Annotated in this window: 28 protein-coding genes and 2 riboswitches; all 28 genes read left to right on the top strand. The window is 44.3% G+C overall.

Annotated features, from left to right (window positions below; translation table 11 throughout):
* The first annotated feature begins 186 nt into the window (after positions 1–186).
* The 28 genes from AM506_RS13565 (at position 187) to AM506_RS13695 (ending at position 26,983) form a co-directional block, all read left to right on the top strand.
* Positions 187–2,571 (top strand): 3-hydroxyacyl-CoA dehydrogenase/enoyl-CoA hydratase family protein, encoded by a 2,385-nt coding sequence (locus tag AM506_RS13565; protein WP_082386368.1) that lies wholly within the window; start codon positions 187–189, stop codon positions 2,569–2,571.
* A 37-nt stretch (positions 2,572–2,608) separates the two neighbouring features.
* Positions 2,609–3,787 (top strand): acetyl-CoA C-acetyltransferase, encoded by a 1,179-nt coding sequence (locus AM506_RS13570; RefSeq protein ID WP_060673032.1) that lies wholly within the window; start codon positions 2,609–2,611, stop codon positions 3,785–3,787.
* Positions 3,788–3,856: 69 nt separating this feature from the next.
* On the top strand, positions 3,857–5,641 hold the full coding sequence (locus tag AM506_RS13575) for an acyl-CoA dehydrogenase family protein (RefSeq protein WP_060673033.1): 1,785 nt from the start codon (positions 3,857–3,859) through the stop codon (positions 5,639–5,641).
* A 135-nt stretch (positions 5,642–5,776) separates the two neighbouring features.
* Positions 5,777–6,556 carry an SDR family NAD(P)-dependent oxidoreductase gene (locus AM506_RS13580; RefSeq protein WP_060673034.1) on the top strand — a complete coding sequence of 260 codons (780 nt, stop codon included), beginning with the start codon at positions 5,777–5,779 and terminating at the stop codon, positions 6,554–6,556.
* Between the two features lie 31 nt (positions 6,557–6,587).
* The gene (locus AM506_RS13585; protein ID WP_044338179.1) at positions 6,588–6,890 is read left to right on the top strand and encodes an ArsR/SmtB family transcription factor; all 303 of its coding nucleotides are present in this window, start codon (positions 6,588–6,590) and stop codon (positions 6,888–6,890) included.
* Between the two features lie 113 nt (positions 6,891–7,003).
* On the top strand, positions 7,004–7,360 hold the full coding sequence (locus tag AM506_RS13590; protein ID WP_060673035.1) for an arsenate reductase family protein: 357 nt from the start codon (positions 7,004–7,006) through the stop codon (positions 7,358–7,360).
* 128 nt (positions 7,361–7,488) lie between these two features.
* Positions 7,489–7,872 carry a glycine cleavage system protein GcvH gene (gene gcvH / locus AM506_RS13595; RefSeq protein ID WP_060673036.1) on the top strand — a complete coding sequence of 128 codons (384 nt, stop codon included), beginning with the start codon at positions 7,489–7,491 and terminating at the stop codon, positions 7,870–7,872.
* Between the two features lie 93 nt (positions 7,873–7,965).
* A complete protein-coding gene (locus AM506_RS13600) occupies positions 7,966–8,202 on the top strand; it encodes a YusG family protein (RefSeq protein WP_060673037.1) in 237 nt (78 codons plus the stop codon).
* A gap of 179 nt (positions 8,203–8,381) precedes the next feature.
* Complete coding sequence (locus tag AM506_RS13605; RefSeq protein ID WP_060673038.1) at positions 8,382–8,738, top strand: toprim domain-containing protein; 357 nt, start codon at positions 8,382–8,384, stop codon at positions 8,736–8,738.
* Positions 8,739–8,743: 5 nt separating this feature from the next.
* Positions 8,744–9,058: a thioredoxin family protein gene (locus AM506_RS13610; RefSeq protein ID WP_200908451.1), complete on the top strand. Its 315-nt coding sequence runs from the start codon at positions 8,744–8,746 to the stop codon at positions 9,056–9,058.
* Between the two features lie 318 nt (positions 9,059–9,376).
* Positions 9,377–9,727: an SCP2 sterol-binding domain-containing protein gene (locus AM506_RS13615; RefSeq protein ID WP_060673040.1), complete on the top strand. Its 351-nt coding sequence runs from the start codon at positions 9,377–9,379 to the stop codon at positions 9,725–9,727.
* Positions 9,728–9,838: 111 nt separating this feature from the next.
* A riboswitch (SAM riboswitch) is annotated at positions 9,839–9,944 on the top strand.
* Positions 9,945–10,091: 147 nt separating this feature from the next.
* Positions 10,092–11,114: a methionine ABC transporter ATP-binding protein gene (locus AM506_RS13620; RefSeq protein WP_060673041.1), complete on the top strand. Its 1,023-nt coding sequence runs from the start codon at positions 10,092–10,094 to the stop codon at positions 11,112–11,114.
* Positions 11,111–11,779 carry a methionine ABC transporter permease gene (locus tag AM506_RS13625; RefSeq protein WP_060673042.1) on the top strand — a complete coding sequence of 223 codons (669 nt, stop codon included), beginning with the start codon at positions 11,111–11,113 and terminating at the stop codon, positions 11,777–11,779. The genes AM506_RS13620 and AM506_RS13625 overlap by 4 nt, the downstream gene beginning before the upstream one ends.
* A gap of 15 nt (positions 11,780–11,794) precedes the next feature.
* Complete coding sequence (locus tag AM506_RS13630) at positions 11,795–12,619, top strand: MetQ/NlpA family ABC transporter substrate-binding protein (RefSeq protein WP_060673043.1); 825 nt, start codon at positions 11,795–11,797, stop codon at positions 12,617–12,619.
* Positions 12,620–12,752: 133 nt separating this feature from the next.
* Positions 12,753–13,118, top strand: coding sequence for a carboxymuconolactone decarboxylase family protein (locus AM506_RS13635; RefSeq protein ID WP_060673044.1), 366 nt, complete (start codon positions 12,753–12,755; stop codon positions 13,116–13,118).
* A gap of 326 nt (positions 13,119–13,444) precedes the next feature.
* Positions 13,445–13,591: a hypothetical protein gene (locus AM506_RS22995; RefSeq protein WP_167562138.1), complete on the top strand. Its 147-nt coding sequence runs from the start codon at positions 13,445–13,447 to the stop codon at positions 13,589–13,591.
* 301 nt (positions 13,592–13,892) lie between these two features.
* Positions 13,893–14,678 (top strand): Fe-S cluster assembly ATPase SufC, encoded by a 786-nt coding sequence (gene sufC, locus AM506_RS13640; RefSeq protein ID WP_060673045.1) that lies wholly within the window; start codon positions 13,893–13,895, stop codon positions 14,676–14,678.
* 17 nt (positions 14,679–14,695) lie between these two features.
* Positions 14,696–16,006 carry a Fe-S cluster assembly protein SufD gene (gene sufD / locus AM506_RS13645; protein ID WP_060673046.1) on the top strand — a complete coding sequence of 437 codons (1,311 nt, stop codon included), beginning with the start codon at positions 14,696–14,698 and terminating at the stop codon, positions 16,004–16,006.
* The gene (locus AM506_RS13650; protein WP_060673047.1) at positions 16,006–17,235 is read left to right on the top strand and encodes a cysteine desulfurase; all 1,230 of its coding nucleotides are present in this window, start codon (positions 16,006–16,008) and stop codon (positions 17,233–17,235) included. Before sufD ends, AM506_RS13650 begins: the two co-directional genes overlap by 1 nt.
* Entirely contained in the window at positions 17,225–17,665 is a 441-nt protein-coding gene (gene sufU, locus AM506_RS13655) for a Fe-S cluster assembly sulfur transfer protein SufU (protein WP_034763670.1), read from the top strand. The genes AM506_RS13650 and sufU overlap by 11 nt, the downstream gene beginning before the upstream one ends.
* A gap of 38 nt (positions 17,666–17,703) precedes the next feature.
* Positions 17,704–19,101: a Fe-S cluster assembly protein SufB gene (sufB, locus tag AM506_RS13660; RefSeq protein ID WP_060673048.1), complete on the top strand. Its 1,398-nt coding sequence runs from the start codon at positions 17,704–17,706 to the stop codon at positions 19,099–19,101.
* Between the two features lie 151 nt (positions 19,102–19,252).
* Complete coding sequence (locus AM506_RS13665; RefSeq protein WP_060673049.1) at positions 19,253–20,095, top strand: DUF72 domain-containing protein; 843 nt, start codon at positions 19,253–19,255, stop codon at positions 20,093–20,095.
* Between the two features lie 21 nt (positions 20,096–20,116).
* Entirely contained in the window at positions 20,117–20,941 is an 825-nt protein-coding gene (locus AM506_RS13670; protein WP_060673050.1) for a sulfite exporter TauE/SafE family protein, read from the top strand.
* Between the two features lie 27 nt (positions 20,942–20,968).
* Positions 20,969–22,321, top strand: a complete 1,353-nt coding sequence (locus tag AM506_RS13675) for a bifunctional metallophosphatase/5'-nucleotidase (protein WP_060673051.1) — start codon at positions 20,969–20,971, stop codon at positions 22,319–22,321.
* A gap of 56 nt (positions 22,322–22,377) precedes the next feature.
* Positions 22,378–22,680, top strand: a complete 303-nt coding sequence (locus tag AM506_RS13680) for a YunC family protein (RefSeq protein ID WP_060673052.1) — start codon at positions 22,378–22,380, stop codon at positions 22,678–22,680.
* A 427-nt stretch (positions 22,681–23,107) separates the two neighbouring features.
* Positions 23,108–24,220: an HD-GYP domain-containing protein gene (locus AM506_RS13685; RefSeq protein ID WP_060673053.1), complete on the top strand. Its 1,113-nt coding sequence runs from the start codon at positions 23,108–23,110 to the stop codon at positions 24,218–24,220.
* A gap of 58 nt (positions 24,221–24,278) precedes the next feature.
* Positions 24,279–25,043 carry a sporulation protein YunB gene (yunB, locus tag AM506_RS13690; RefSeq protein WP_060673054.1) on the top strand — a complete coding sequence of 255 codons (765 nt, stop codon included), beginning with the start codon at positions 24,279–24,281 and terminating at the stop codon, positions 25,041–25,043.
* Between the two features lie 79 nt (positions 25,044–25,122).
* Positions 25,123–25,305, top strand: a riboswitch (Lysine riboswitch).
* Between the two features lie 115 nt (positions 25,306–25,420).
* Entirely contained in the window at positions 25,421–26,983 is a 1,563-nt protein-coding gene (locus tag AM506_RS13695) for a Na+/H+ antiporter NhaC family protein (protein ID WP_060673055.1), read from the top strand.
* Positions 26,984–26,991: the final 8 nt, after the last annotated feature.

Raw genomic sequence — 26,991 nt, forward strand, 5'->3', positions numbered from 1 at the left:
ATTTGGAAGATTGCCCATGGACGTTATGGGAGACAATAGAGAATTTTTTGTAAATTTAACTCTTTAAATATTGCGATATTTTAGAAAATCCGATATATTAGATGTAACAGGAACTCATTCGAGTCTTTTTTTTAAGTAAAAAATGAATGAGTATTCATTCAAAGTGTGTATAAGGGGGAAATACCATTGGTTCGTAGAATTCAGAAAGCCGCAGTGTTAGGATCAGGAGTCATGGGTTCAGGAATAGCCGCGCATCTTGCAAATATCGGCATCCCGACAATGTTATTAGATATCGTACCAAGAGAATTGACCGATGAACATAAAGCGAAGGGGTTTACGGAAGAGAGTAAGGCGTTTCGTAATCAGTTTAGTGAAAACGCTTTAAAAAAGCTCTTCAAGCAAAAACCTGCTCCATTAACATCAAAACAAAACGCTTCACTTATTACGGCAGGAAACTTCGAGGATGACCTTGCAAACATCGGAGATTGCGACTGGGTGATTGAAGTAGTCGTTGAGAATTTAGATATTAAGAAGAAAGTGTTCGAACAAGTGGAGCGCTACCGTAAACCGGGAAGCATCATCAGTTCCAATACGTCAGGGATTTCGATCGAGGCGATGTCGGAAGGACGGTCAGAAGACTTTCAGAAGAATTTCCTTGGAACGCATTTCTTCAATCCGCCACGTTACTTGAAGCTTCTTGAAGTGATCCCGACGAAGAAAACGGATCCGGAAGTCGTAAGTTTCATGAAAACCTTTGGTGAAGACGTCCTCGGTAAGGGTGTCGTCATGGCAAAGGATACGCCAAACTTCATTGCAAACCGTATTGGAACGTATGGCTTACTTGTCACCGTCCAGGAAATGCTGAAGGGCGGCTACTCTGTAGGGGAAGTCGATTCCATCACGGGACCTGTGATCGGAAGACCGAAAAGCGCCACTTTCCGTACGCTCGATGTAGTAGGACTTGATACATTCGCACATGTTGCTAAGAATGTGTATGACCAAGTGGAAGGTGAAGAACAGAAGGTGTTCGAAGTACCGGCGTTTATGCAGAAAATGCTTGAAAACGGCTGGCTTGGCAGTAAGAGCGGGCAGGGCTTCTTCCTGAAGAAAGGGAAAGAAATCCTGGAGCTCAATCCTGAAACGATGGACTATCAACCCCGCCAAAAGCTGAAAACGGCTTCTCTTGAAATGGCGAAAAATGAAAAGGGCTTAAAAAATAAAGTCAAATCACTTGTTTATGCAAAAGATCAGGCAGGGTCACTTCTGTGGAATATCGTGTCACCGGTCTTAACGTATTCAGCCGAGCTACATGGTGAAATCGCCGATGATATCGTGGGCATCGACCAAGCCATGAAGTGGGGCTTCGGATGGGAAATGGGACCATTTGAAACATGGGATGCCATCGGAGTGGAAAAATCGGTAACCCGTATGAAGGAAGAAGGCCGCACTGTACCACAGTGGGTGGAAACGATGCTTTCAGAAGGCAACTCGACTTTCTATAAAGAGGAAAATGGAGAGCGTTATTTCTATCACAATGGCGACTACAAACTTGTAGAGCGGAACCCGAAGGTCCTTGACTTAAAGGCGCTGAAGAACGCAGGAAAACTGATCAAAAAGAATTCCGGGGCCAGTCTGATTGACATCGGGGACGGAATCGCACTTCTTGAATTCCATTCTCCAAACAATGCCATCGGAATGGACATCACCCAAATGATCAATTTTGCCGTTGATGAAGTTGAAAAGAACTTCAAAGGGCTGGTCATCGGAAATCAGGGTAAGAACTTCTGTGTAGGAGCGAACCTGGCGATGATCCTCATGGAAGCGCAGGACGACAATGTATTTGAAATCGATATGGTCGTACGCCACTTCCAGCAGGCGATGATGAAGATCAAATATTCATCTAAACCGGTTGTTGCGGCACCATTCGGAATGACATTAGGCGGAGGAAGCGAAGTCTGCTTACCGGCTGCCCACATCCAGGCGTCCATGGAAACCTACATGGGCTTAGTCGAAGTCGGTGTTGGATTGATCCCTGGTGGCGGCGGAAACAAAGAGCTTTATATGAAGCACTTGGCCAACCTTCCAAACGGAGTGGAATTCGATCTTCAAAAAGTGGCCAATAAAGTATTCGAAACGATTGCCATGGCGAAGGTTTCCACATCCGGGGATGAAGCAAGGGATAATAATTTCTTGAATAAAGCCGATGGAGTCAGCGTGAACAATGATCATTTATTATATGATGCAAAACAGGCAGCTCTTAGCCTATATGAAGCCGGTTACTCGGCTCCGATCCGTAAAAAGGTTCCGGTTGTGGGTGAACCGGGTTATGCAACTCTTCTTCTTGGAGCTCAATCCATGTTCCAGTCAGGCTTTATTTCAGACCACGACCTGATGATTGCGAAGAAGCTGGCTTATGTGATTGCAGGCGGAAAAGTACCATACGGAACAGAAGTCGACGAACAGTATCTGTTGGATCTTGAAAGAGAAGCATTCCTTAGCCTTGTTGCACAGCCTAAGTCTCAGCAAAGAATGCAGCACATGCTTGTAAAAGGAAAACCATTACGCAACTAATCAGCGTTTCAATCATATGAGAAAGCGGGGGAATATCATGCGTGAAGCAGTCATTGTCGCTGGTGCAAGAACACCAGTCGGAAAATCAAGAAAAGGATCATTGGCACAGGTGCGACCAGATGATCTTGGGGCACTTGTAGTGAAAGAAACCCTTAAACGTGCAGGGAATTATGAAGGTAACATCGATGACTTGATCATCGGATGTGCGATGCCGGAAGCAGAGCAAGGGTTGAATATGGCACGGAATATCGGGGGACTCGCAGGTCTTCCTGATTCCGTACCGGCAATCACCATCAACCGCTATTGTTCATCAGGGTTACAATCCATTGCCTATGCGGCAGAAAAAATCATGCTCGGTCACTCTGATACGGCGATCGCCGGCGGAGCGGAATCCATGAGTCTTGTCCCGATGATGGGCCATGTGGTCCGCCCGAATTCGAAGCTTGCTGAAAATGCCCCTCAGTATTACATGAGCATGGGTCATACAGCAGAACAGGTGGCAACGAAGTTTGGCGTATCCCGTGAAGACCAGGATGCCTTTGCCGTAAGAAGCCATCAAAAAGCGGCCAAGGCCATTTCTGAAGGAAAGTTTGACGATGAAATCGTCCCGGTCGATGTGCTTCACCGTTCAGTGAACAGTGAAAATAAACTGGTTGAAAAACCTTTCCAATTTTCAAGAGACGAGGGTGTCAGAGCTGAAACGAGTTCTGAAGTTCTCGCTAAATTACGACCGGCTTTCAATGTGAAGGGCTCTGTAACCGCAGGAAACTCATCACAAACGAGTGACGGAGCAGCGGCAGTCATGGTTATGGACCGTGAAAAGGCAGGATCATTAGGACTGCAGCCGATGGCGAAATTCAGAAGCTTTGCAGTAGCGGGAGTCCCGCCTGAAATCATGGGGATCGGTCCTGTAGAAGCAATTCCGCGGGCGCTTAAGATGGCAGGACTGGAGCTTTCGGATATCGGATTGTTTGAACTGAATGAAGCATTTGCTTCCCAATCAATCCAGGTCATCCGTCAGCTTGGACTGGATGAAGAACGGGTGAACGTGAATGGTGGAGCCATCGCTCTCGGTCATCCACTAGGGTGTACCGGCGCGAAGCTGACCCTTTCACTGGTACATGAAATGAAACGCAGAAACCAGCAATTCGGTATCGTCACCATGTGCATCGGCGGCGGAATGGGAGCAGCCGGCGTATTTGAATTAATCGGTTAATTGGAGGGACGGACCTCGAATCTCGGGGGCCCTCTACTCTTTCAAAATATCATTTTAGGGGGATTCGAAATGGCGAATCAAACAGAAAAGCTAATCAAGGGTGGTAGTTTTTTAATTGAAGATGTAAGCTTTGAGCAAGTTTTCACACCGGAGGATTATTCCGATGAGCAAAAAATGATTGCGAAAACGGCAGAGGACTATGTACTGAAAGAAGTGGTACCTGTCATTGATAATCTGGAAAATCATGAGTTCGATCATTCTGTGCGCCTCTTAAAAGAAGCAGGGGATCTTGGTCTTCTGGGAGCCGATGTACCTGAAGAGTACGGCGGATTGGGATTGGATAAAGTAAGTTCGGCTTTGATTGCTGAAAAAATGTCACGTGCGGGTGGATTCTCCATCTCTCACGGTGCCCATGTTGGGATCGGATCCCTTCCAATCGTTCTTTTCGGTAACGAAGAGCAGAAGCAAAAATATCTTCCTGCACTTTCTACCGGTGAAAAATTAGCAGCTTATGCATTGACGGAGCCAGGTTCTGGATCGGATGCCCTTGGTGCGAAGACGACGGCAAAATTAAACGCAGAAGGTACCCACTACATTTTAAACGGGGAAAAACAATGGATCACGAACTCTGCATTTGCTGATGTGTTCGTTGTGTATGCGAAGATTGATGGGGAGCATTTCTCAGCATTCATCGTAGAAAAAGAATTCCCTGGCGTTTCAACAGGTCCTGAAGAAAAGAAAATGGGGATCAAGAGTTCTTCCACTCGTACACTGATCTTAGAGGATGCTGAAATCCCGATTGAAAATCTACTTGGGGATGCAGGTAAAGGCCATATCATCGCCTTCAATATCTTGAACATCGGCCGTTACAAATTAGGAGTAGGTGCTGTCGGAGCAAGTAAACGTGCTCTTGAAGTAACGGTTCAATACACCAACCAGCGCCAGCAGTTCAAAACACCGATCTCAGGCTTCAACTTAACGAAAGAAAAGCTTGCGACCATGGCGTCTAAATTGTACGCAGCGGAATCTTCCGTTTACCGTACAGTGGGATTATTTGAAGACCGCATGAGCAAACTGACGGATGAAGAAGTAAAGAATGGGACAGAGGTTGCAAAATCCATTGCTGAATATGCAATCGAGTGTTCATTAAATAAATTCTTCGCAACAGAAGTGCTTGACTATATAGTAGATGAAGGTGTTCAGCTTCATGGTGGATACGGATTCATGCAGGAATATGAAATTGAAAGAATGTACCGTGATTCCCGTATCAACCGTATCTTCGAAGGAACGAATGAAATCAACCGACTTCTTGTTCCAGGCACATACCTTCGTAAAGCCATGAAGGGTGAACTGCCATTGCTTCAAAAAGCACAGGCTCTTCAAGAAGAATTGATGATGCTTATGCCTGAAGAAGTGGGCGATGAGCCATTGGCACAAGAGAAATATCTTGTGAAAAATGCAAAGAAAATCGGCTTGATGCTGGCAGGATTGGCTGCACAGAAATATGGTAAAGCCCTAGAAAAAGAACAGGAAATCCTTGTGAACATTGCAGATATCGTTTCACAGGCTTACGCCATGGAATCCGTTGTCCTTAGAACGGAAAAAGCGATTGAAAAAGGTGGAGTAGAGAAAGCGAAACAAAAGCTTCTTTACACACAAATCTTCTGTCAAGAAGCTTTCAACGAAATCGAACAGCATGCAAAAGAAACGCTTGTGGCAACTGAAACTGGTGACACACTTCGTATGATGCTGTCGGCTCTTCGTAAATTCACCCGCCACACACCGATCAATGTGATCGCAGTGAAGCGTGAAGCATCAGAAAAGCTGATCGACGCAGAAAAATATGCACTGTAAGTAAGATAGGGACGGACCTCCGAATCGGAGGTCCGTCCCTTTTTCGTTTCAAGTCTTGACATCGATACGGCAGTGGATTACTATATGTTTAAACGTTTAAGTGTTTAAACATTTAAGAAAAGGTGGTAAGGACAGATGAATAAGACTGTTTTAATTACGGGTGCTTCAAGTGGTATCGGCCTGAATTTCAGCCATAAATTCGCCGGATCCGGGCATGATGTGATTTTGGTAGCCAGAAGTGAGGAAAAGCTGATGGCTTTATCGCAAGAAATCATGAATAAATATGGGGTGAAAGCGTATGTGTTTATTTCTGATCTTTCGAAGCCTGAGGCCTCAAAAAAGCTATATAGTCAAATTAAAGAACAAGGAATCAAAGTCGATATCCTCATTAATAATGCCGGGTTCGGATTATTCGGGGAGTTTGAGGAAACGGAACTTTCCAAAGAGCTGGATATGATCCAGGTGAATATCACGGCTCTGACAGAGCTTAGTAAGTATTTTGGAAATGAGATGGTGAGCCGGAAGAACGGGCGGATATTAAATGTTGCGTCAACGGCAGCTTTTCAGCCCGGTCCATTGATGGCCGTTTACTATGCAACAAAAGCATATGTCCTGTCATTCTCGGAAGCGTTGGCCAATGAGTGGGCAGGCCAAGGGGTGAAAGTGACCGCTCTGTGCCCCGGTGCGACCAAAACCGGCTTCAGCGATGCGGCGGAACTTCAGTCCTCTAAGCTCTTCCAGTCGGGTGTGATGAGTGTGGAAGATGTCGTGGAAGAAGGATATAAACAAATGATGACTAACGACAAAGTCGTGATCGTCCCAGGTATGAAAAATCGAATCCTGACTGGGGCGATTCGATTCATGCCTCGTAAAATGGTCACGAATATTGTTCGGAAGGTACAAGAACGGGTATAATTGAATGTGAATGAGTTGAAGGGAGAAGGCTATGGGTCAAAAAGCAATCGATACATTCCGTGCTTGTATTCCATTATTTCAAGCGCTGAGTGATCCTTATCGTCAGGACATAATTTTACTTCTTGCCGAACAAGAACCTCTTACGGTCAATCAGATAACTGAAAACCTCACACTATCCCGACCTGCTGTTTCCCATCACTTGAAGATCCTGAGAGATCAGCAGCTAGTATCACTGGAGCAAAAAGGAACACAGCGTTTTTATTCCCTTGAGCTGGACAACGCAACGGTCCTCCTCAAAGAATTGGTTGAAACCGTGGAAAAACAATGCGAGTAATGTTCCGGAAAAGAAGGATACTAACGGATATTGTCGAATGTAAGAAATAGCTTCACGGTGACCGGATGGGGAACATACCCTATTCGGTACTTACCAGGAAAGGTGGTGGAATGATGTCATTGACTTTTTATTCTTATCCAAAATGCGGTACATGCAAGAAAGCAAAAAAGTGGTTGGAGGACCAGGGTCTCTCCATAGATGAAATACATATTGTAGAAAATCCCCCGTCAAAAATGGAGCTTAAAAGCCTGTATGAAAAAAGTGGATACCCTCTTAAGAAATTTTTCAATACAAGTGGCAAAAAGTATCGCGAACTGGGCTTGAAAGATAAAGTGAACTTAGCATCTGATGATGAATTATTAGAAATCCTTTCCTCAGACGGAATGCTGATCAAACGTCCGATCACAACGGATGGAAGCAAGGTGACCGTAGGTTTTAAAGAAGAGACGTTCGAGGAAACATGGAAGTAAATATGGGTTCGTGAATTCCAGATTGTGGACGATGAAAAAGTTTCATTATTCACACTTAGTTTTCTTGCTTTTTCGATGAAAAGTGTGTCAATATTAGGTTGTATAACTAGCATTTGGAGGGATAGAGAATGAGTACACCGAAAGAACTTCGTTATTCAGAAGAACACGAGTGGGTCAAAGTTGAAGGGGAAAATGTACGCGTAGGAATCACATCATTTGCACAATCTGAGCTGGGTGATATCGTATTCGTCGAGTTACCTGAAGTTGGAGATGAAATCAAAGCGGACGAGCCTTTCGGCAGTGTTGAATCGGTAAAGACCGTTTCTGAGCTGTACGCACCTGTTTCTGGTAAGGTTGTAGAAGTGAATGAAGAGCTGTCCGACAGCCCTGAGTTCGTGAACGAATCACCTTATGAGAAAGCATGGATGGTCGTTGTGGAACCAACAGACACTGGAGAAGTAGACAAGCTGATGACAGCTGAACAGTACGATAAAATGATTAATGAAGGATAATTTCCAACCTGACACCTTGAGGATTTCTCAAGGTGTTTTGTTATTCTTTTTGGGCATCATATGAGTATTCGTAAAAAGAAAGGATGAATAACTATGGTGCTTGAACCAAAGAAATTAGACGTTACAAGCAGGGTGACAGGCAGGCTTAAAAATGGTGAAGTCGAATTATTCCTCGATGGTCAGTCAATCGGGAGAACTTCCCTGCCCCTTGATGGACTGACAATGGAACCGAACTTCGAAGCAAAAGAAAATAAAATTTATCAAAACTATACTTCCACTGAAGGCCATGATGCAAGGTATACGGATTGTGACGAAGGTGGATGGTGTTAAAGGTGACCCGCGGTGCCAGATTCGTTTATGGATCTGGCACCATTTCTATAAGCCGTTAGGCAAACCACTTGCACTATTTTCCTAAACAAGCGAAAATATGAGTAGAAAGTGGACATCATCTCTTATTATCTGAATATACTATCCTAATCTTATTTCTGAAAGATAAGGTGATGATCATGATGGAACTTGATGAAAAGGTAATCATTGTCGAAGGTACAACCGACAAGCGGAAAGTAAGAGGAATAATTAAAGAACCGATTGAAATTATTTGCACGAATGGAACGATCAGTATCACAAAAATGGACGAACTCATCGATGAGCTGTTTGAAAGGGATGTGTACATCCTTGTCGATGCGGATGATGCGGGGGAGAAATTACGTAAACAGTTTAAGCGTGAATTCCCCGAAGCGGAACACCTTTATATCGACCGGATGTATAAGGAAGTGGCCGCAGCCCCCGAATATCATCTCGCCTCCGTTCTCATTGGTGCAAATATCGATGTGCATAAAGAATATCTAGGAAAAAGGATGATTTAGTTTTGTTGGAGGTAAGCCAGACAGAAGAATTAAACGAATCGATCGAACACCATGCGTTTGAAGCCGTTTATCTATATACACCGATGTGCGGTACATGTCAGGTCGCGGGTAAAATGATGGAAGTGGTCGAGAAACTCCCCCAGTCATTTCATTTTGTGAAGGCTAACCTGAACTATCTGCCCCAATTCGCAGAAGAACAGTCCATTGAAAGCGTCCCCTGCCTTCTTTTATTTAAAGATGGAGTGGAAATGGAGAGAATCTATGCCTTTCAATCCGTGCCATACCTATACGAAACCATCAACAAAATTCAGAACAATTAGTGGGGATAAGAGACCTTTTTTAGATAAGGTCTTTTTATTTTGTCCGGGAAAATTGAGCCCCGAGGAAAGCGAGCATCTGGAGCGAGGGAAATCAACCAGCACGGTGCTGATATAAACAGTCAATTTTCTTTCTACAAACGAGGACATATTTCTCGGGAAATGTTTCGAATCTCATCATTTTTTGACTGGTCATCACCCAATTTCTTACTGTTCGACAAATTAGATAAACTCATTCAAAACATGTCGAGAATGTCTTAAAGGAAAATATACCTAAAAGTGGAATTGATACAATATAGAAGTTTCACTGGGAGGGTATTCATGCGAATATATTTAGAGGAATTAGTAGATCAGTGTCATTCAAGGTATCACTTACGACTCTTGTTTCCAGACAGCGCATTTATTCTTCAGTTTCATTGTGAAAAGGCCGTCTACGGGATTTCTATTTCAAGCGGAGGTTGTGCTGTCATGACCGACCATAGCGGGGAATCACACTTTGTCATCGAGGGAAAAGAGAACGACATGCTATCCCTTCTTTCAGGAGAAGAGCGGTTGTCCCAACTGATCGAGAACAATATCCTGAAAGTCAGAGGAGGATACCGCCAGCTGTTATTTGTAGAGTCCGTCCTTTGGCTGACAAGGTCCAGGGGCAAGGAACCGGTTCAAGTATAAAAAACGTGAGAAAAAAGAATTGACACATTTCTATTTTCGATGATAGAATCTCTCTTGTAGCAAATTTTCAGAGTCTTTAACAATTCGAAAAATTAAATAAATGATACTTTACTCTTATTTAGAGAGGTGGAGGGACGTGCCCTATGAAGCCCGGCAACCGTCAATGAAAATTGAAATGGTGCCAATTCACTCAAAGCTATGCTTTGAAAGATGAGAGAAAGGATAGTCCTATATATGATTATGCCTTTCTGCTTATCGCAGGAAGGCATTTTTTATTGTGTAACGTAAAGGCTTTGGGAATGGCAAGCGCAACGATAATTCTAATTATAAATGTCGTTTTACTCGGAAAGAAGGTGGAGACAGCATGATTACCATTTCAGATGTGAAAAAAATCTATCAATCGAAATCAGGGCCGATTTCGGCCGTTGATGGCGTCAACATCGACATTGCCCAGGGAGAAATTTTTGGAGTGATTGGCTATAGTGGGGCAGGGAAGAGTACGTTGATCCGGATGCTCAATGGACTTGAGGTTCCCACAAATGGAATCGTGAACGTGAATGGACAGATCGTTTCCCAAGTGAAAGGGAAAAATCTTCGGCAGGCGAGACAGTCAATCGGGATGATCTTTCAGCATTTTAATCTCCTGTGGTCACGCACGGTACTTGAGAATATTCAGTTCCCATTAGAAATCGCCGGCGTTTCCAAGAAGGAGAGAATGAGAAGAGCCAATGAATTATTGGAACTGGTCGGATTGGGTGGAAGAGGTGACGCCTATCCGTCCCAGTTGAGCGGTGGACAGAAGCAGAGGGTCGGGATTGCGAGGTCCCTTGCAAATAATCCCAACGTCCTTCTCTGTGATGAAGCCACCTCTGCTTTAGATCCGCAAACAACCGATTCCATCCTTGATTTATTGGTGGATATTAATAAACGTTTAGGTCTGACCATCGTCCTGATCACCCATGAAATGCATGTGATCAAAAAAATATGCCATCGTGTGGCGGTCATGGAACAAGGGAAGGTGGTAGAGCTTGGGGATGTTCTTGAGGTGTTCAGAAATCCTAAAGAGCAGGTGACGAAGCGATTTGTGAGAGAAGTATCTCAAGTGGAAGAAACAGGGGAAGCGTTGGATCACCTCTTAGCTCAGTATCAGGACGGAAAGGTACTGAAATTCACCTTCGTTGGTGAATCGACTGAGCAACCGCTCATTACCAGTTTGATCCGAAGATTCGACCTGGATGTCAATATCCTTCAAGGACAGATTTCCCAAACGCAAAAAGGGGCTTATGGTACGCTATTCGTCCATCTTGATGGAAATGAAGAGACGATTCAGGCAGCCGTTGCCTTCACTGAAGAACAGATGGTCAAAGTGGAGGTGATCAGAGGATGATAGAAAATTTATTTCCGAATGTGGACTGGGAGAAGATGTGGGAAGCGACCATCGAAACCCTTTATATGACGGGGATGTCAGTCTTGATCACCTTCATAGTTGGAATGATTCTTGGGATCCTGTTATTTCTTACATCCAAGGAAAATTTATGGGAAAACAAACTCACTTATACGGTGACCAGTGCAGTGGTCAATGTGTTTCGCTCAATTCCATTCATTATCCTGATTGTATTATTGATCCCATTTACAAAATTCTTATTGGATACCATACGCGGAGCCAACGCGGCACTCCCTGCACTTATCATCGGAGCCGCACCGTTTTACGCCCGCATGGTTGAAATTGCATTAAGGGAAGTGAACAAAGGCGTCATCGAAGCAGCGAAAGCAATGGGGGCGAAGACAAGCACAATTATATGGAAAGTGCTCATCCCTGAATCTCTTCCGGCTTTGATCTCAGGTATCACGGTAACGGCCATCGCCCTTGTGGGATACACGGCAATGGCGGGTGTCATCGGTGCCGGGGGATTGGGGAACCTCGCTTACTTGGATGGTTTTCAACGGAGCAGGGAAGATGTAACCCTGGCTGCGACCATCATGATTTTACTCATTGTATTTGCGATTCAACTACTGGGAGACTACTTCACAAATAAATTAGACAAACGATAAGAGGAGAGAAAACAGATGAAAAAATGGTTAGCAGGAATGGTAGCAGCAACAAGTATCTTTGGATTGGCAGCATGCGGGAGTGATTCCGGCTCTGGAAGCGGCGACGAGAAGGAATTAGTGGTAGGAGCTTCAAATGTTCCCCATGCAGAAATCCTTGAAAAAGTGAAACCGATTTTGGAAGATAAGGGAATCGACCTTCAAATTGAAACGTATCAGGACTATATCCTTCCGAATAAAGACTTGGATAATGGTGATTTGGATGCGAACTATTTCCAAACCGTACCTTACATGGACTTACAGATGAAAGAGAATGAATATGATTTCGTCAATGCAGGCGGAATCCATATTGAACCGATCGGTGTGTATTCTAAAAAGTATAAATCTCTTGAGGACCTTCCTGAAGGTGCCACGATCCTGATGAGTAATTCCGTATCCGATCATGGCCGCATCCTTACATTATTAGAGAAAAAGGGTCTGATTACGTTAAAGGACGGTGTGGAAAATACACAGGCACAGCTGGAAGATATTAAAGAAAATCCTAAAAAACTGAAATTCGATTATGAGTACGAAGCGGCCCTTCTACCGCAAATGTATGAAAACGAAGAAGGAGATGCCGTTGTCATCAACTCCAACTATGCCATAGATGCCGGTTTGAAACCCCTTGAGGACTCCATCGCCATCGAAGACAGCAACTCCCCGTATGTGAACGTAATTGCTGTAAATAAAGGTGACGAAAACAAAGAAGAAGTAAAAGAACTGGTCAAAGCCCTGCGCTCAAAAAAAATCCAGGACTTCATCAATGAAGAATGGGATGGAGCCGTTGTACCTGTAACTGAATAACAATAGGAAAAGCCGGTGCTTATGCATCGGCTTTCTTTCATCTAATCGTAATCGGTAACTTTTTAACATATTCATTTTCAATTTGGCTCATACTATTTCCGATGAATCTATTTTTGAAATGGAGTTGGATGATATGCAGATGGAACCAAGAAATACAACAGAAGCAGCCCTTCATGATTATAAAATGGGACTTGGAATCTTCACTGAGAAAATGCCAGAGCTTGCAGAGCAATATAATACATTTACAGAACACTGCTTCAGAGAAGGGGTCCTTTCCAAAAAAGAAAAACAGTTGATTGCACTTGGAATCAGCCTCTATTCCCAGGATGAATATTGTATCATCTACCATACAAAAGGATGCCTGGATCAAGGATGTTCTGAAGAAGAGGTCCTCGAAACCATCGGTGTCACAGCTGCATTCGGTGGAGGCGCGGTCATGAGTCAGGCTGTGACACTAGTACAGCAGTCGATTCAGGATCTGAATCAATTAAAGCAGTGAGTGTATCGAGAAGGAGAAATCCTTCTCTTTTTAATGGGGAAGTTTAGGATATGCATTCCTTCGAAGGTAATAAATATACACTCCAGCTAATAATATTCCATGTGTACACTATTATTTGGCAGTATAATGGCGGAATTGTGTGAAAACTTAAGGGTAGCCCCCGGGAATCAGGCTGACGGATGAATTTCAGAAAAAATGATGACATACCGGTTTTGTCTTGTGAACGAGGGGGTAGTATAGTTGTAAAGTAATTAAAAACCTGAAAGGAATGATTCATTATCGACTCTCTTGAGAGTATCTCGTACACAAGTGAAATGGAGAAAGCAATGCATGGAGCCCATGGAATAGGTTATGAGGTGTACAAACGAAAGCATGAAGTCAGAATGCAAGTAGAGAAGAAAAGAGAGCAGGATTATAAAGAAAGCAGAAGAATGATTGCGGCCCTTGATCGCAGGGTGCACGCTAATATATAATAAGGAAGAAAAAAGAAACCAGTGTAGACGATGCACTGGTTTTTTGGTTTTTATCGATGATTAAAGTGGTGCGAAGCCGCTATCCGTCCGCCTAAGCAAAACAGGACGTAGGTATCCTACATTTTTCCACATGTTTTGACCAACAATAGAAAAGGATTCTATCGTTCGGTTAACATGAACTGACAACTTGAAAAAGTTGATAATAGCTTTTATTTGTTATAAGATTGTAATGAGAATAAATTGAGAATGATTAAAGAATTATATTCTTAAATTCATTATAAAGTCACGGAGGTAAATATACATGGCAGGTTCTACTTTAACAATTAAAGATCTTCATGTTGAGATTGAAGGAAAGGAAATCCTGAAAGGGGTTAACCTTGAAATTAAAGGTGGAGAAATCCACGCAGTAATGGGACCGAATGGTACAGGTAAGTCAACATTATCTTCTGCTATCATGGGTCATCCAAAGTATGAAGTGACAAAAGGAAGCATCACGTTCGACGGGGAAGATGTACTTGAAATGGAAGTGGATGAGCGCGCCCGCGTAGGTCTATTCCTTGCAATGCAGTACCCAAGTGAAATCAATGGAGTAACGAACGCAGACTTCTTACGTTCAGCAATCAACAGCCGTCGCGAAGAAGGAGAAGAAATTTCTCTTATGAAATTCATCCGCAAGATGGATTCTGAAATGGAATACTTGGAAATGGATCCGGATATGGCTCAGCGTTACCTGAATGAAGGATTCTCAGGCGGAGAGAAAAAGCGTAATGAAATTCTTCAATTAATGATGATCCAACCGAAGATCGCCATCCTTGATGAGATCGATTCAGGTCTTGATATTGATGCGCTTAAAGTTGTTTCCAAAGGGATCAACAAGATGCGTGGGGAAGATTTCGGCTGCTTGATCATCACTCACTATCAGCGCCTTCTTAACTACATCACTCCTGATCACGTTCACGTTATGATGCAGGGACGCATTGTGAAATCAGGCGGCGAAGAATTAGCACAGCGCCTTGAAGCAGAAGGATATGACTGGATTAAAGAAGAGCTGGGAATCAAAGACGAAACTGTCGGCCAAGAAGCGTAAGTGTTAGGGGGATGAAAATGACTGTAGAAACGAAACTACCAGTAGATCAAGACTATGTCAGCTCCTACTCAAAACAACTTGGAGAGCCGGAATGGTTAACAACCCTTCGTACAGATGCCTTTGATAAAGTAAAGGATCTAAGCCTTCCAGTTGCTGATAAAACGAAAATCACAAATTGGAATTTTACTCAATTCCAAAAGCACACAGTGGATAGTGATACGTTCTCATCATTGAGTGAGCTGCCGGATGAAGTAAAAGCATTAGTTGATTTAGAAAGCAAGGATCAAAGCCTTTATATTCAACGGAATAATACACCTGCTTTTCTTTCTCTTTCAAACGAATTAAAAGACAAAGGTGTTATTTTTACGGATATTTTTACAGCAGTGAAAGAGCACAGTGAGCTTGTACAGAAGTACTTCATGACTGAAGGCGTGAAAACGGATGAGCATAAGCTTACGGCCCTTCATGCAGCACTGATGAACGGAGGAGCATTCCTTTACATTCCTAAGAACGTGGAACTCTCTCAACCGATTCAAGCGGTTTATGTTCACGACAACGCAGAAGTGGCTATGTTCAACCATGTATTGGTTGTCGCTGAAGAAAACAGTTCTGTCACATATGTTGAAAACTATGTTTCCACCACGGATGTGGAGGATGGTGTCTATAACATCGTAACGGAAGTGCTTGCGAAAGATAATGCGAAAGTGGCATACGGCGCAGTGGATACCCTCTCAAGCGGAATCACGACTTACGTAAACCGTCGTGGAGTGGCTGCAAGGGATGCACGCATCGAGTGGGCACTGGGATTGATGAACGATGGTGACACCGTTTCTGAAAACGTAACGAACCTAATGGGTGATGGCTCATATGGTGATACGAAAACCGTAGTCGTTGGACGCGGGAAACAGAAACAAAACTTCACGACAAAGGTTGTTCACTACGGTAAGAATTCTGAAGGATACATCCTGAAGCACGGAGTAATGAAAGACGAATCGTCTTCCATTTTCAACGGTATCGGTAAGATTGAACATGGCGCATCGAAGTCAAATGCAGAGCAGGAATCGCGCGTATTGATGCTTAGTGAAAAAGCACGTGGGGATGCAAATCCGATCCTTCTTATTGATGAAGATGACGTAACGGCAGGGCACGCTGCTTCAGTAGGTCGAGTGGATCCACTTCAACTTTACTATTTGATGAGCCGCGGAATTCCTCAGCATGAAGCTGAACGTCTTGTGATCCACGGCTTCCTGGCTCCAGTGGTAAAACAATTACCGATCGAAGGAGTCAAGAAACAGCTGGTTGAGGTTATCGAAAGGAAAGTAAACTAATGGATGTAAAAGAGATTCGTAAACAATTTCCGATTCTCGACCAGGAAGTAAATGGCCATCCACTCGTTTATCTTGATAGTGCCGCAACGTCTCAAAAGCCGGTTTCCGTCATTGAAGCAGTAAACGATTATTATCGAGGATATAACTCGAATGTTCACCGTGGTGTCCACACCCTTGGGACGAGAGCGACAGATGGATATGAAGGGGCCCGTGAAAAGGTCCGCAACTTCATCAACGCTTCCTCAACTCAGGAAGTCATCTTCACCCGTGGAACGACCACCGCGATCAATACCGTCGCTGCAAGCTACGGCAGGGCCAATTTGGGCGAGGGCGATGAAATTGTGATCACACATATGGAGCATCACAGTAACATCATTCCTTGGCAGCAGCTGGCGAAAGAAACAGGAGCAACGTTGAAATACGTTCCTCTGCAGGAAAATGGAACAATAGCGATCGAGGATGTGAGGGAGACCGTCACTTCACAAACAAAGATCGTTTCCATTATGATGGTTTCAAACGTACTCGGTACGATGAATCCAATCAAGGAAATCACCAAGATCGCCCATGAAAATGGCGCCGTCATGGTGGTGGACGGAGCACAGGCTGCTCCACATATGAAGATTGACGTACAAGATTTGGACTGCGATTTCTTCGCCTTCTCCGGTCATAAGATGGTAGGTCCTACCGGGATCGGGGTATTGTACGGCAAGAAAAAGCATCTTAATAATATGGAGCCTGTGGAATTCGGCGGCGAGATGATCGATTTTGTCGGACTGCAGGAATCAACTTGGAAAGAGCTTCCGTGGAAGTTTGAAGGAGGCACTCCGATCATTGCAGGCGCCATCGGTCTAGGAGCTGCCATCGATTTCCTTGAGCAAGTCGGTCTTCATAACATTGAAGAACATGAGCATAAGCTTGCCGCTTATGCCTTGGATAAGATGAACGAAGTAGAGGGTATGACCATTTTCGGACCAAGTGATCCCGGGCAGCGTGCCGGTCTTGTGACATTCAACATAGATGATGTTCATCCGCATGATGTTGCAACGGTGCTTGACGCTGAAGGGATAGCCGTTCGTGCCGGTCATCATTGTGCACAGCCGTTGATGAAGTGGTTGAATGTATCCGCAACGGCACGTGCCAGCTTCTATCTTTACAACACAGAAGAAGATATTGATAAACTTGTTGCCGGCCTGGTAAAGACAAAGGAGTTTTTCAGCGATGTCTTTTAATAATTTAGATCAGTTATATCGACAAGTCATCATGGATCATTATAAGAATCCACGGAATAAAGGTTCTTTAGAGGATGGGAGCTTTACCATCGATATGAATAACCCTACATGTGGAGACCGTATCCACCTTACGTTAAAGGTGGAAGATGGTGTCGTTCAGGATGCGAAGTTTGACGGGGAAGGTTGTTCGATCTCCATGGCTTCTGCGTCCATGATGACACAGGCGGTCAAGGGAAAAGAGATCGAGAAGGCACTCAAGCTTTCCAAGATCTTCTCTGATATGATGCAGGGCAATGATTATGACGACGATGTGGATTTAGGAGATATAGAAGCATTGCAAGGAGTCGCGAAATTTCCGGCACGTATCAAATGTGCAACACTAGCCTGGAAAGCGATGGAAAAAGGAGTGCAGGAAGAAGAGCAGGAATAAGCTCTTTTCCGACTCTATTTAAGAATGGAGGAATCAACATGGCAAAGAAAATGCCTGAGATCGGAGATTATAAATATGGCTTTAGCGATAAAGACGTATCGATTTTCCGTTCTAAACGTGGTTTGACACGGGAAATTGTAGAAGAAATTTCTCGTATGAAAGATGAGCCTAAGTGGATGCTTGATTTCCGTTTGAAGTCACTTGAGCATTTTTATAATATGTCTATGCCTCAATGGGGCGGAGACATGCAGGAACTGAACTTCGATGAGATCACTTACTATGTGAAGCCTTCTGAAAAGTCAGAGCGCAGCTGGGATGAAGTACCTGAAGAAATCAAGCAGACGTTTGATAAATTAGGAATTCCGGAAGCTGAGCAAAAGTATCTTGCAGGGGTTTCTGCTCAGTATGAGTCAGAAGTTGTATACCATAACATGCAATCAGATCTTGAAGATATGGGGATCGTTTTCAAAGACACAGATTCTGCTTTAAAAGAAAATGAAGAACTTTTCCGTGAGCACTGGGCAAAGGTAATCCCTCCGACGGATAACAAGTTTGCAGCCCTGAACTCAGCGGTCTGGTCTGGTGGATCTTTCATCTATGTTCCTAAGGGAATCAAGGTGGATACACCTCTTCAAGCTTATTTCCGTATCAATTCTGAAAACATGGGTCAGTTCGAGCGTACACTGATCATCGTCGACGAAGGCGCAAGCGTGCACTATGTCGAAGGTTGTACAGCACCGGTTTACACAACGAATTCACTTCACTCGGCGGTCGTTGAAATCATCATCAAGAAAGATGCGTACTGCCGATATACGACGATTCAGAACTGGGCGAATAACGTGTTCAACCTGGTTACGAAGCGTGCCGTATGTGAAGCAAACGCAACGATGGAATGGGTGGATGGAAACATCGGTTCGAAACTGACGATGAAATATCCGGCTGTCATCCTTAAAGGGGAAGGCGCCCGTGGTATGACATTATCCATTGCACTCGCAGGTAAAGGTCAGCATCAGGATGCAGGTGCGAAAATGATTCACCTTGCACCTAATACATCTTCCACGATCGTTTCCAAGTCCATTTCCAAGCATGGCGGGAAAGTAACGTACCGTGGAATTGTACACTTTGGCCGTAAAGCGGAAGGCGCACGCTCAAACATTGAGTGTGACACGCTGATCATGGATAATCAATCGACTTCCGATACGATCCCTTACAACGAAATTCTGAACGATAACATCTCGTTAGAACACGAAGCGAAGGTTTCAAAAGTATCAGAAGAACAATTATTCTATCTTATGAGCCGCGGTATTTCTCAGGAAGAAGCAACAGAAATGATCGTAATGGGCTTCATCGAGCCATTCACGAAAGAACTTCCAATGGAATACGCAGTCGAAATGAACCGTCTGATCAAGTTCGAAATGGAAGGTTCAATCGGTTAATCCATCAATCAAACTCCCTTGATATCTCATCAGGGGAGTTTTTTCTGGTTTCAATAGATACCCCTGCCCCCCCTCAGTGAATCCAAACATAAGAATTTCCATTTCCCTTATGATAAAATGGACATGTTCATAATAAAGCAGGTGAATGCGGATGATATACATAGGTGTGACAGGCTGGGGAGATCATGATACCCTCTATGAGAATGTTTCCCCCAGGGACAAACTAAAAGAATACGGAGCTCATTTCCCCATCGTGGAGGTGGACACGACGTTTTATGCTGTCCAGCCTATTCGAAATGCGGAGAAATGGGTAAAGGAAACACCAGAGGACTTTAAATTCATTGTAAAAGCATACCAGGGGATGACTGGTCATCAGCGTGGAGAAATCCCTTTTGAAACAAAGGAAGAGATGTTCAGAGCCTTTAAAGAGTCCCTCACTCCATACGTAGAAGCAGGGAAACTGGCGATGGTCCTTCTTCAATTTCCACCTTGGTACGATTGTAAAAAAGAGAATGTCGATTATATACGGTATTGCAGGGAGCAATTGAAAGATTTCCCTCTATCTCTGGAATTCCGGAATCAAAGCTGGTTCAGGCCGGAGTATCGGGAGAAGACCCTATCCTTCATGGAAAAGGAAGGATGGATCCACAGCATTTGTGATGAGCCTCAAGCTGGTGAAGGCTCTGTGCCCCGGGTGCTGGAAGCGACGCATGAAGATGCCACTCTTATCCGGTTTCACGGCAGAAATCTCTATGGGTGGAATAAACCGAATGGGGAAGATTGGCGGGAGGTCCGTTATTTATATCGCTATAATCGTGCTGAACTCGAGGAATGGATCCCCCATCTTCATCAGTTGCACGAAAGGTCTAAGGATCTGTACATCCTCTTTAACAATAATTCAGGCGGGGATGCGGCTGATAATGCGAAAGAATTGATCGAATTATTGGGGCTTGAGTATGAAGGCCTTGCCCCGAAGCAGCTGGATTTATTTTAGCCGACAGGAGATGAAAGGCAGATGGAATGGATTGTTCTTCTATCAATTGGGCTTTTGGCAGGTGCGATAGGATCACTGGTTGGATTAGGCGGTGGTGTCATCATTGTGCCGGCCCTGATCTATTTTGGTACATATACAAGCCTGGTAGAAGGGGTGAACCCGCAGACGGCTGTGGGTACTTCACTGGTCATCATGATTTTTACAGGGTTATCTTCCACCCTTGCATACTTAAAGCATAAAACCGTCGATTATAAAAGCGGATTGATTTTCTTTGCGGGCAGCGGACCCGGGTCGATACTTGGAGCCTGGGTGAACAAGGGATTGAATATGGAAAGCTTTAATCTTTATTTTGGTATTTTCATGATACTGGTAGCCCTTATTCTGATGGTCCGAAATAAATTAAAGCCTATAGAAAAATTCAGGAATGCTTCTTTCCAGAGGGAATTTACCGATCCAAGCGGAGAAACCTTCCGGTATGGATATCCTCCAGTACTCGGAGTGATGATCGCCTTCGTCGTTGGATTTACATCGGGCTTGTTCGGCATTGGCGGCGGCTCTTTGATGGTCCCTGCCATGATTCTGATTTTTCTTTTCCCGCCCCATGTGGCCGTTGCTACATCCATGTTTATGATTTTTCTTTCGGCATTGGTGAGCTCGGGGACGCATGTACTGTTCGGGAATGTCAAATGGCTATATGCGCTGGCTCTCATTCCGGGAGCCTGGATCGGGGCAAAGGTCGGGGCCTATATCAATACGAAGCTCGAGTCCAAAGTATTGGTGGGCGTATTGAGGATTATTTTGATTTTAATTGGAATTCGATTGATTTATCAAGGAATGACAGGATAACATTCCTCCAATGGGAGTGAACGATTTATGGGAGAAACCATTCATATTTATCATACGAACGATCTTCACAGTCACTTTGAGAACTGGCCTAGAATCAGGGATTTTTTAAAACAGAGAAAACAGAAGCATGTGAATGACGGGGAGACTGTGTATCTATTTGATATCGGTGATCACGTCGACCGCTGGCATCCATTGACGGAAGCGACGTTAGGAAAAGAGAACGTCGCATTATTAAATGAGGCAGGGTTCGATGCTGTAACGATAGGAAACAACGAAGGAATCACATTGGATTATGACGATTTAAACAGCCTGTATGACAGGGCCCGGTTTGACGTGATTGTAGGAAACCTGTTCGATCGTTCCTCGCAGCGCCCGGAATGGTTGGAGACTCACCGTGTTTATCAGACCGGCAGTGGAGTGAGGATTGGCGTCCTCGGTTTAACGGCCAATTTTAAACCTTTTTATAAAGCTCTCGGCTGGAACATTACCTCTCCTTTGGATGAACTGAAGAGGTTGCTTCAGGAGGTTCGACCCAACGTTGATATGATCATACTCCTTTCTCATTTGGGAATAAGGGATGACGAGATGATCGGGGAACAATTCCCTGAAATAGACGTTATTCTGGGTGCTCATACCCACCACGTCTTACCCGAGGGAAAAGAGGTGAATGGCACCATGCTTGGTGCTGCAGGGAAATATGGTCATTATGTCGGGCATATGAAGATTGAGGTGGATACAGCCACAATGCAGGTCAGGGGAAAAACGGCCCGTCTATATGAACAGGGGGAACTCCCGGCTGTTGTGAAGGAAGATGAGGAAAGATATCAATGGTTCCGAAAAGGGGAGGAGCTATTAAAGCAGGAAGTGACCTCCCTGACAAATGCTTTCCCGGTTGATTGGTTTCAGCCATCACCACTTCCTGAAGTGCTTTGTGATGCACAAATGGAGTGGTGTGGAGCTGATTGCGGCTTCCTTAATGCCGGCCTTCTCATAGATGGACTTGACGAAGGAAGGGTGACAAAGCAGGATTTGCATCGCATTCTTCCCCACCCCATCAACCCGTGCATGATCCGGATGAAGGGAGCCGAGCTGAAGGAAATCATTAAGCAGACCCTTAATGAAGACTGGCCTCATCTTGAAGTGAAAGGACTTGGTTTCAGGGGGAAAGTGATGGGGAGGTTCGTGTATTCGAATATCCACTTTGAAGACAATGACATCTTCATCGGAAACCGTCCGATCGAGCCCGGCAAAATATACAAGCTCGCCCTGCCGGATATGTTTACATTCGGTCACTTCTTTCCGGACCTTCAGAGGCTTGAGAAGAAGTACTTCATGCCGGAGTTTTTACGGGATGTCCTTGAATGGAAATTGAAACAGTAAATGTCTCACCGTTTCTGCACTCATGACATACATATGAGTGAAGGGAGCGATGAAACATGATGAATGTATCTCCGATTACCATTGGGGGACATACCTTTACAGCGATTTCTGTTGCACTTCCGAAAACCAATCTCCTCGTCGTGACGAGTGAAAAAGGATATATAATGTGTGGGGCACTTGATGTTGCGCTGCTGAATGAAAAATTAAAGGACAGGGGAATCATCGCAGGAAGAGCAGTTGGTGTGAAAACAATCGATCAGCTCCTCGATGCGCCACTGGAGTCTGTCACATACGAAGCAGCGAATCTCGGTATCCACACGGGAATGGCCGGAAGGGACGCGCTGTTAAAAATGATATAGAAGCTGAGAATGACCAGTCCTCATTATTGAGTGGCTGGTCTTTGTTTTGGGGAGAAATAGAATCATTAGGGGGAATTGTCCTAATGAAATTGTATCCGGAGTTTGAAAAGGGTATTCTTTTATCCGTTCATTTTGCAGTTTTGAAGATAATTGCGTCGAAATCAGGAGTATTTGCGTCATTTTAAAATTTATTGAGTCATAATATTTTTTATTGCGTCAAAATCAGCCTCAATTGAGTAATTTGACAAAATAAGGAAGCTAGACACTGTACTCATCCTACTCCTCATTCATAAAATTCCCTCTGATTCCCTCGATATTCTTTCATGAATATTTAACCAAATACACCTTGCAAGATCATTTTTATCCTTTATAATGGAGATACTAGGAAATTTTGTCGAAAAATGAAAGAATTACATAGGAGAATTCTATGAGGCTTATATCAACACGGGCGTTGAAACCCGGCATGGTTCTAGCTACAACGGTATATAATATGAGAGGTCAAGCGTTGATTCATGATAATGTTCCCATTACAGAACGCATGATTTACAGATTGCAGGAGCTTAGTATTCAGTATGTTTATATTGAAGACTCTCTTTCCAGTGGAATCCATGTGAAGGGGACCGTTTCAAGTAAAGTGAGACAAGAGGCGGTTCAGAATATCGAGATGGCCTTCAATCAATTAAGCACATCCAAAGAGAAGCCAAGTCTCCTCATGATTGAGGATAGTGCCTCTCAATTAAAGCAGGTCATTGATGTCGTCCTGTCCGAGGTAAAGGCGAATCATGATCTTTTGACGATTTTGACAGATGTATTTACATACGACTCCTATATTTTTCATCACTCATTTAATGTTACGTTATATACACTTTCCATCGGCCTTGAACTAAAGCTTTCACAGAAGCAGCTGGAGCAGCTCGGGGTTGGGGCGATCCTTCATGATATCGGTAAGATGCTTGTGCCGGAAGAGATCCTGTTAAAGCCCGGAAAGCTTACGGAAGATGAATTCTGCGAAATCAAGAAACACTCTGAGCATGGTTTTGAAATCCTGAGGCAGCTTCATTCCGTCTCCCTGATCATTGCACACTGTGCCTATCAGCATCATGAGAGGCTCGATGGTTCCGGTTATCCGCGGGGGATAAAGGGTGAAGACATTCATCCATTTGCCAAGATCATCGCTGTTGCCGATGTCTTTGATGCGATGACGTCAAACAGGGTGTACAGGAAAGCGATGCTTCCTCATCAGGCGTTGGAGGTCTTGTATGCGGGATCGGGATCGCTCTTCGACCCACATGTGATCGAAGCCTTCCGGTCATCGGTGGCGATGTATCCTAACGGCATGATCGTGGAACTGAATGATGGACGGAAAGGAATTGTCACCGATCAAAATAAAGGGGTGACAGACCGTCCTCTGATACGGATCATCGAAGAAGATGATCAGGAGTTAGACTCACCTTATCCACTCGATTTAAGCAAGGAATTAGACAAGGTGATCACAGGCTTTGATCCGGATTATGAACCGCAATCTCTTAAGATTAAATAAATTTTTGCGTTAAACCCCTCTTACAATGCATACAAATAGCTTGTAAGGGGGGATTTTTTTGTCAAAGTTCAAAACCTACAAACCCCGAAGAGGAGGTCCACTGCCTTTTCGACATGTCATGATCATTACGTTTCTATTCTTTATGATTTCAACAGGATTCGGATTGTGGATCATTAACAAAGGGTTGAAGCCGACACTCCTTGCTTATGCCGAAACACAAACGAGCAGGATCGGTACCCTGGTGATCAATAAAGCGATCAATAAAAAGATTGCCGATGTTCTGGATATTTCCGATATAACCGAAGAAGTGAAGAACCAGGAAGGCGATATCGTTTCGTTCAAATACAATACGCAAACAATCAACAGGGTCCAGGCAGAAATCACGAATCTCGTACAGCAGAATCTTCAGGAAGCAGAGGCGGGGAATATTGAAAATCTTGAGTTCCTCACTGAGGTGGAAATTGATAAAGGGAAGTCCAAAACATCAAAGGGCATAACCTATTCCGTTCCTTTGGGTCAGGCGACGAACAATGTGTTGCTCGGAAACCTGGGGCCGAAAATCCCGATCCGCTTTCATTCCATCGGTGATGTAAGGTCCGATGTGAAAACGACGGTAGAGCAGTTCGGCATCAATAATGCCGTTGTGAAGGTATTTGTGGAGCTTGAAGTGAATGTGCAGATCATCATCCCGTTTGCGACGAAAACAGAAACGATCAAGCAGGATATCCTGGTTGCGATGGGTACCGTTCATCTCGATGTACCGCAATTTTATAACAATGGTGGAGGGGGATCGAGTCCTTCCATTGAATTTCCCACAAATTAGTCAGGAAAAAAAGTTGTCAAAAGAATGATAGTTTGTTATATTAATAAAGAAAATTTTATAACACACCACATCATCAGTCCGATGGGGTAGAGGCGCAGGGTTCAAGAGTAATCTGTTCGAGGATGACAACTGAGAAAACAGATGAAAGGGAATCTTTGCCGAAGTAAATATGCAGGTCGAAGGTGTATTTGCTGGGGTTATCTTGAAAAAGGATAACACTGTCATTATAGGGAAATCCCTATAATGGGGAGCTACAGATCGTGATGGAGCACTTACGTTACTAACAAAGGTAATGATAGTTTCTCTATCGTTGCCTTTTTTTATTATCCTCTGTCATGCTACGATGGTTCCCCCCTATCAAATAGGAGGAGGACACTATGGAAAACACGATTTACTCATTATTACCACCCCTTTTAGCCATTCTTATGGTTATACTCACGAGACGGGTCCTGCTTTCACTGGGAGTAGGGATCATCGCATCTGCCTTTTTGTTGGCAGACTTCTCAATCACCAAAACCATCAGCTTTATTTGGGACGCTTTCAAGGGCATCTTTGTCGCAGACGGCGGACTTAATACCTGGAATGTCTACATCATTTTCTTCTTACTCATTCTTGGTATCATCACGGCATTTGTGAATATCTCCGGCGGGAGCCGCGCATTCGGTGAATGGGCGATGAAACGTGTGAAGACAAGAAAGGGCGCACAGCTTCTTGCTGCGGTACTGGGTATCATCATTTTTATTGACGATTATTTTAATGCCCTTGCTGTCGGACAGGTTTCAAGACCCATCACGGATCGTCACAGAATCTCACGTGCTAAATTAGCCTATATCATCGATTCAACATCGGCTCCGATCTGTGTCGTTTCCCCGATTTCAAGCTGGGGAGCATACATTATCGGGATCATCGGTTCCATTCTTGCAACTCACAATATCACGGAGTACACGGCATTTTCAGCATTCATTCAAATGATTCCCATGAACCTCTATGTATGGGCTGCCGTCCTGCTTGTCGTCATGGTTGCCTATAAGGGACTCGATTTCGGTAAAATGAAAGAGCATGAAGTGCGTGCCCTTGAAACGGGAGATCTTTATGATCCGGGCAAAGAAATTCCCGGAGAATTGAAAAATGATCTTCCAGTCAGCTCAAAAGGCTCGGTTGGCGATCTTGTCTGGCCGATCGTTGCCCTTGTCATCGGGACGGTTTCCATGATGCTGTGGACTGGATATCAAGCGGTGGGGTCATTTGACCTACTGCCGATTTTTGAAAATACGGATGTAACCAAATCATTATTGTATGGTGGATTATTCGGACTTCTTATATCCCTGATTTTCTTCCTTCGCCAAGTCAGCTTGAAAGGAATTGAAGGGAGTGCCCTCGGGACAGCCGTAGTGGAAGGGATCAAGTCGATGCTTCCTGCTGTTTACATTCTGATCTTTGCATGGACGATCGTAACGCTGATCGATCAACTGCAAACGGGTACGTATCTTGCAGGCCTCGTTGAACAATCAAGCTTACCGATGCAGGCGTTACCGGTCATCTTATTCCTGGTTGCCGGCGTCATGGCTTTCTCAACGGGAACCTCTTGGGGATCATTTGGTATCTTACTCCCGATCGCCGGAGAAATTGCTGCAGCGACAGATGTAAGCATCTTACTTCCTGCCATGGCAGCCGTACTGGCCGGATCTGTATTGGGTGACCATTGCTCACCAATTTCGGATACAACGATCCTTTCATCTACAGGAGCGGGAAGCAACCATATCGATCACGTGCTCACACAACTTCCATACGCGATCCTCGGCGCGGTTGTTGCAGCCATCGGTTACCTTGTATTAGGATTCACCGGCAGCACCATCCTGGGTCTCGCAGTCGTCATCATCTTGATCCTGGCCTTTGCCTTTTTGTTCGGTGAAAAAGCAAAGCCTGCATCTGCAGAGTAATTCATAAA

It is taken from the genome of Rossellomorea vietnamensis (assembly GCF_001305855.1).
Lineage (GTDB): Bacteria > Bacillota > Bacilli > Bacillales > Bacillaceae_B > Rossellomorea > Rossellomorea vietnamensis_A.

Coding starts and splice junctions, on each gene's coding strand:
- sufU (WP_034763670.1), top strand. CDS start 17,225: ATGTCTTTTAATAATTTAGATCAGTTATATCGACAAGTCATCATGGAT.
- sufD (WP_060673046.1), top strand. CDS start 14,696: ATGACTGTAGAAACGAAACTACCAGTAGATCAAGACTATGTCAGCTCC.
- sufB (WP_060673048.1), top strand. CDS start 17,704: ATGGCAAAGAAAATGCCTGAGATCGGAGATTATAAATATGGCTTTAGC.
- AM506_RS13620 (WP_060673041.1), top strand. CDS start 10,092: ATGATTACCATTTCAGATGTGAAAAAAATCTATCAATCGAAATCAGGG.
- AM506_RS13685 (WP_060673053.1), top strand. CDS start 23,108: ATGAGGCTTATATCAACACGGGCGTTGAAACCCGGCATGGTTCTAGCT.
- AM506_RS13590 (WP_060673035.1), top strand. CDS start 7,004: ATGTCATTGACTTTTTATTCTTATCCAAAATGCGGTACATGCAAGAAA.
- AM506_RS22995 (WP_167562138.1), top strand. CDS start 13,445: ATGCATGGAGCCCATGGAATAGGTTATGAGGTGTACAAACGAAAGCAT.
- AM506_RS13570 (WP_060673032.1), top strand. CDS start 2,609: ATGCGTGAAGCAGTCATTGTCGCTGGTGCAAGAACACCAGTCGGAAAA.
- AM506_RS13580 (WP_060673034.1), top strand. CDS start 5,777: ATGAATAAGACTGTTTTAATTACGGGTGCTTCAAGTGGTATCGGCCTG.
- gcvH (WP_060673036.1), top strand. CDS start 7,489: ATGAGTACACCGAAAGAACTTCGTTATTCAGAAGAACACGAGTGGGTC.
- sufC (WP_060673045.1), top strand. CDS start 13,893: ATGGCAGGTTCTACTTTAACAATTAAAGATCTTCATGTTGAGATTGAA.
- AM506_RS13680 (WP_060673052.1), top strand. CDS start 22,378: ATGATGAATGTATCTCCGATTACCATTGGGGGACATACCTTTACAGCG.
- AM506_RS13625 (WP_060673042.1), top strand. CDS start 11,111: ATGATAGAAAATTTATTTCCGAATGTGGACTGGGAGAAGATGTGGGAA.
- AM506_RS13695 (WP_060673055.1), top strand. CDS start 25,421: ATGGAAAACACGATTTACTCATTATTACCACCCCTTTTAGCCATTCTT.
- AM506_RS13630 (WP_060673043.1), top strand. CDS start 11,795: ATGAAAAAATGGTTAGCAGGAATGGTAGCAGCAACAAGTATCTTTGGA.
- AM506_RS13675 (WP_060673051.1), top strand. CDS start 20,969: ATGGGAGAAACCATTCATATTTATCATACGAACGATCTTCACAGTCAC.
- AM506_RS13665 (WP_060673049.1), top strand. CDS start 19,253: ATGATATACATAGGTGTGACAGGCTGGGGAGATCATGATACCCTCTAT.
- AM506_RS13615 (WP_060673040.1), top strand. CDS start 9,377: ATGCGAATATATTTAGAGGAATTAGTAGATCAGTGTCATTCAAGGTAT.
- AM506_RS13605 (WP_060673038.1), top strand. CDS start 8,382: ATGGAACTTGATGAAAAGGTAATCATTGTCGAAGGTACAACCGACAAG.
- AM506_RS13600 (WP_060673037.1), top strand. CDS start 7,966: ATGGTGCTTGAACCAAAGAAATTAGACGTTACAAGCAGGGTGACAGGC.
- AM506_RS13670 (WP_060673050.1), top strand. CDS start 20,117: ATGGAATGGATTGTTCTTCTATCAATTGGGCTTTTGGCAGGTGCGATA.
- AM506_RS13635 (WP_060673044.1), top strand. CDS start 12,753: ATGCAGATGGAACCAAGAAATACAACAGAAGCAGCCCTTCATGATTAT.
- AM506_RS13650 (WP_060673047.1), top strand. CDS start 16,006: ATGGATGTAAAAGAGATTCGTAAACAATTTCCGATTCTCGACCAGGAA.
- AM506_RS13585 (WP_044338179.1), top strand. CDS start 6,588: ATGGGTCAAAAAGCAATCGATACATTCCGTGCTTGTATTCCATTATTT.
- AM506_RS13575 (WP_060673033.1), top strand. CDS start 3,857: ATGGCGAATCAAACAGAAAAGCTAATCAAGGGTGGTAGTTTTTTAATT.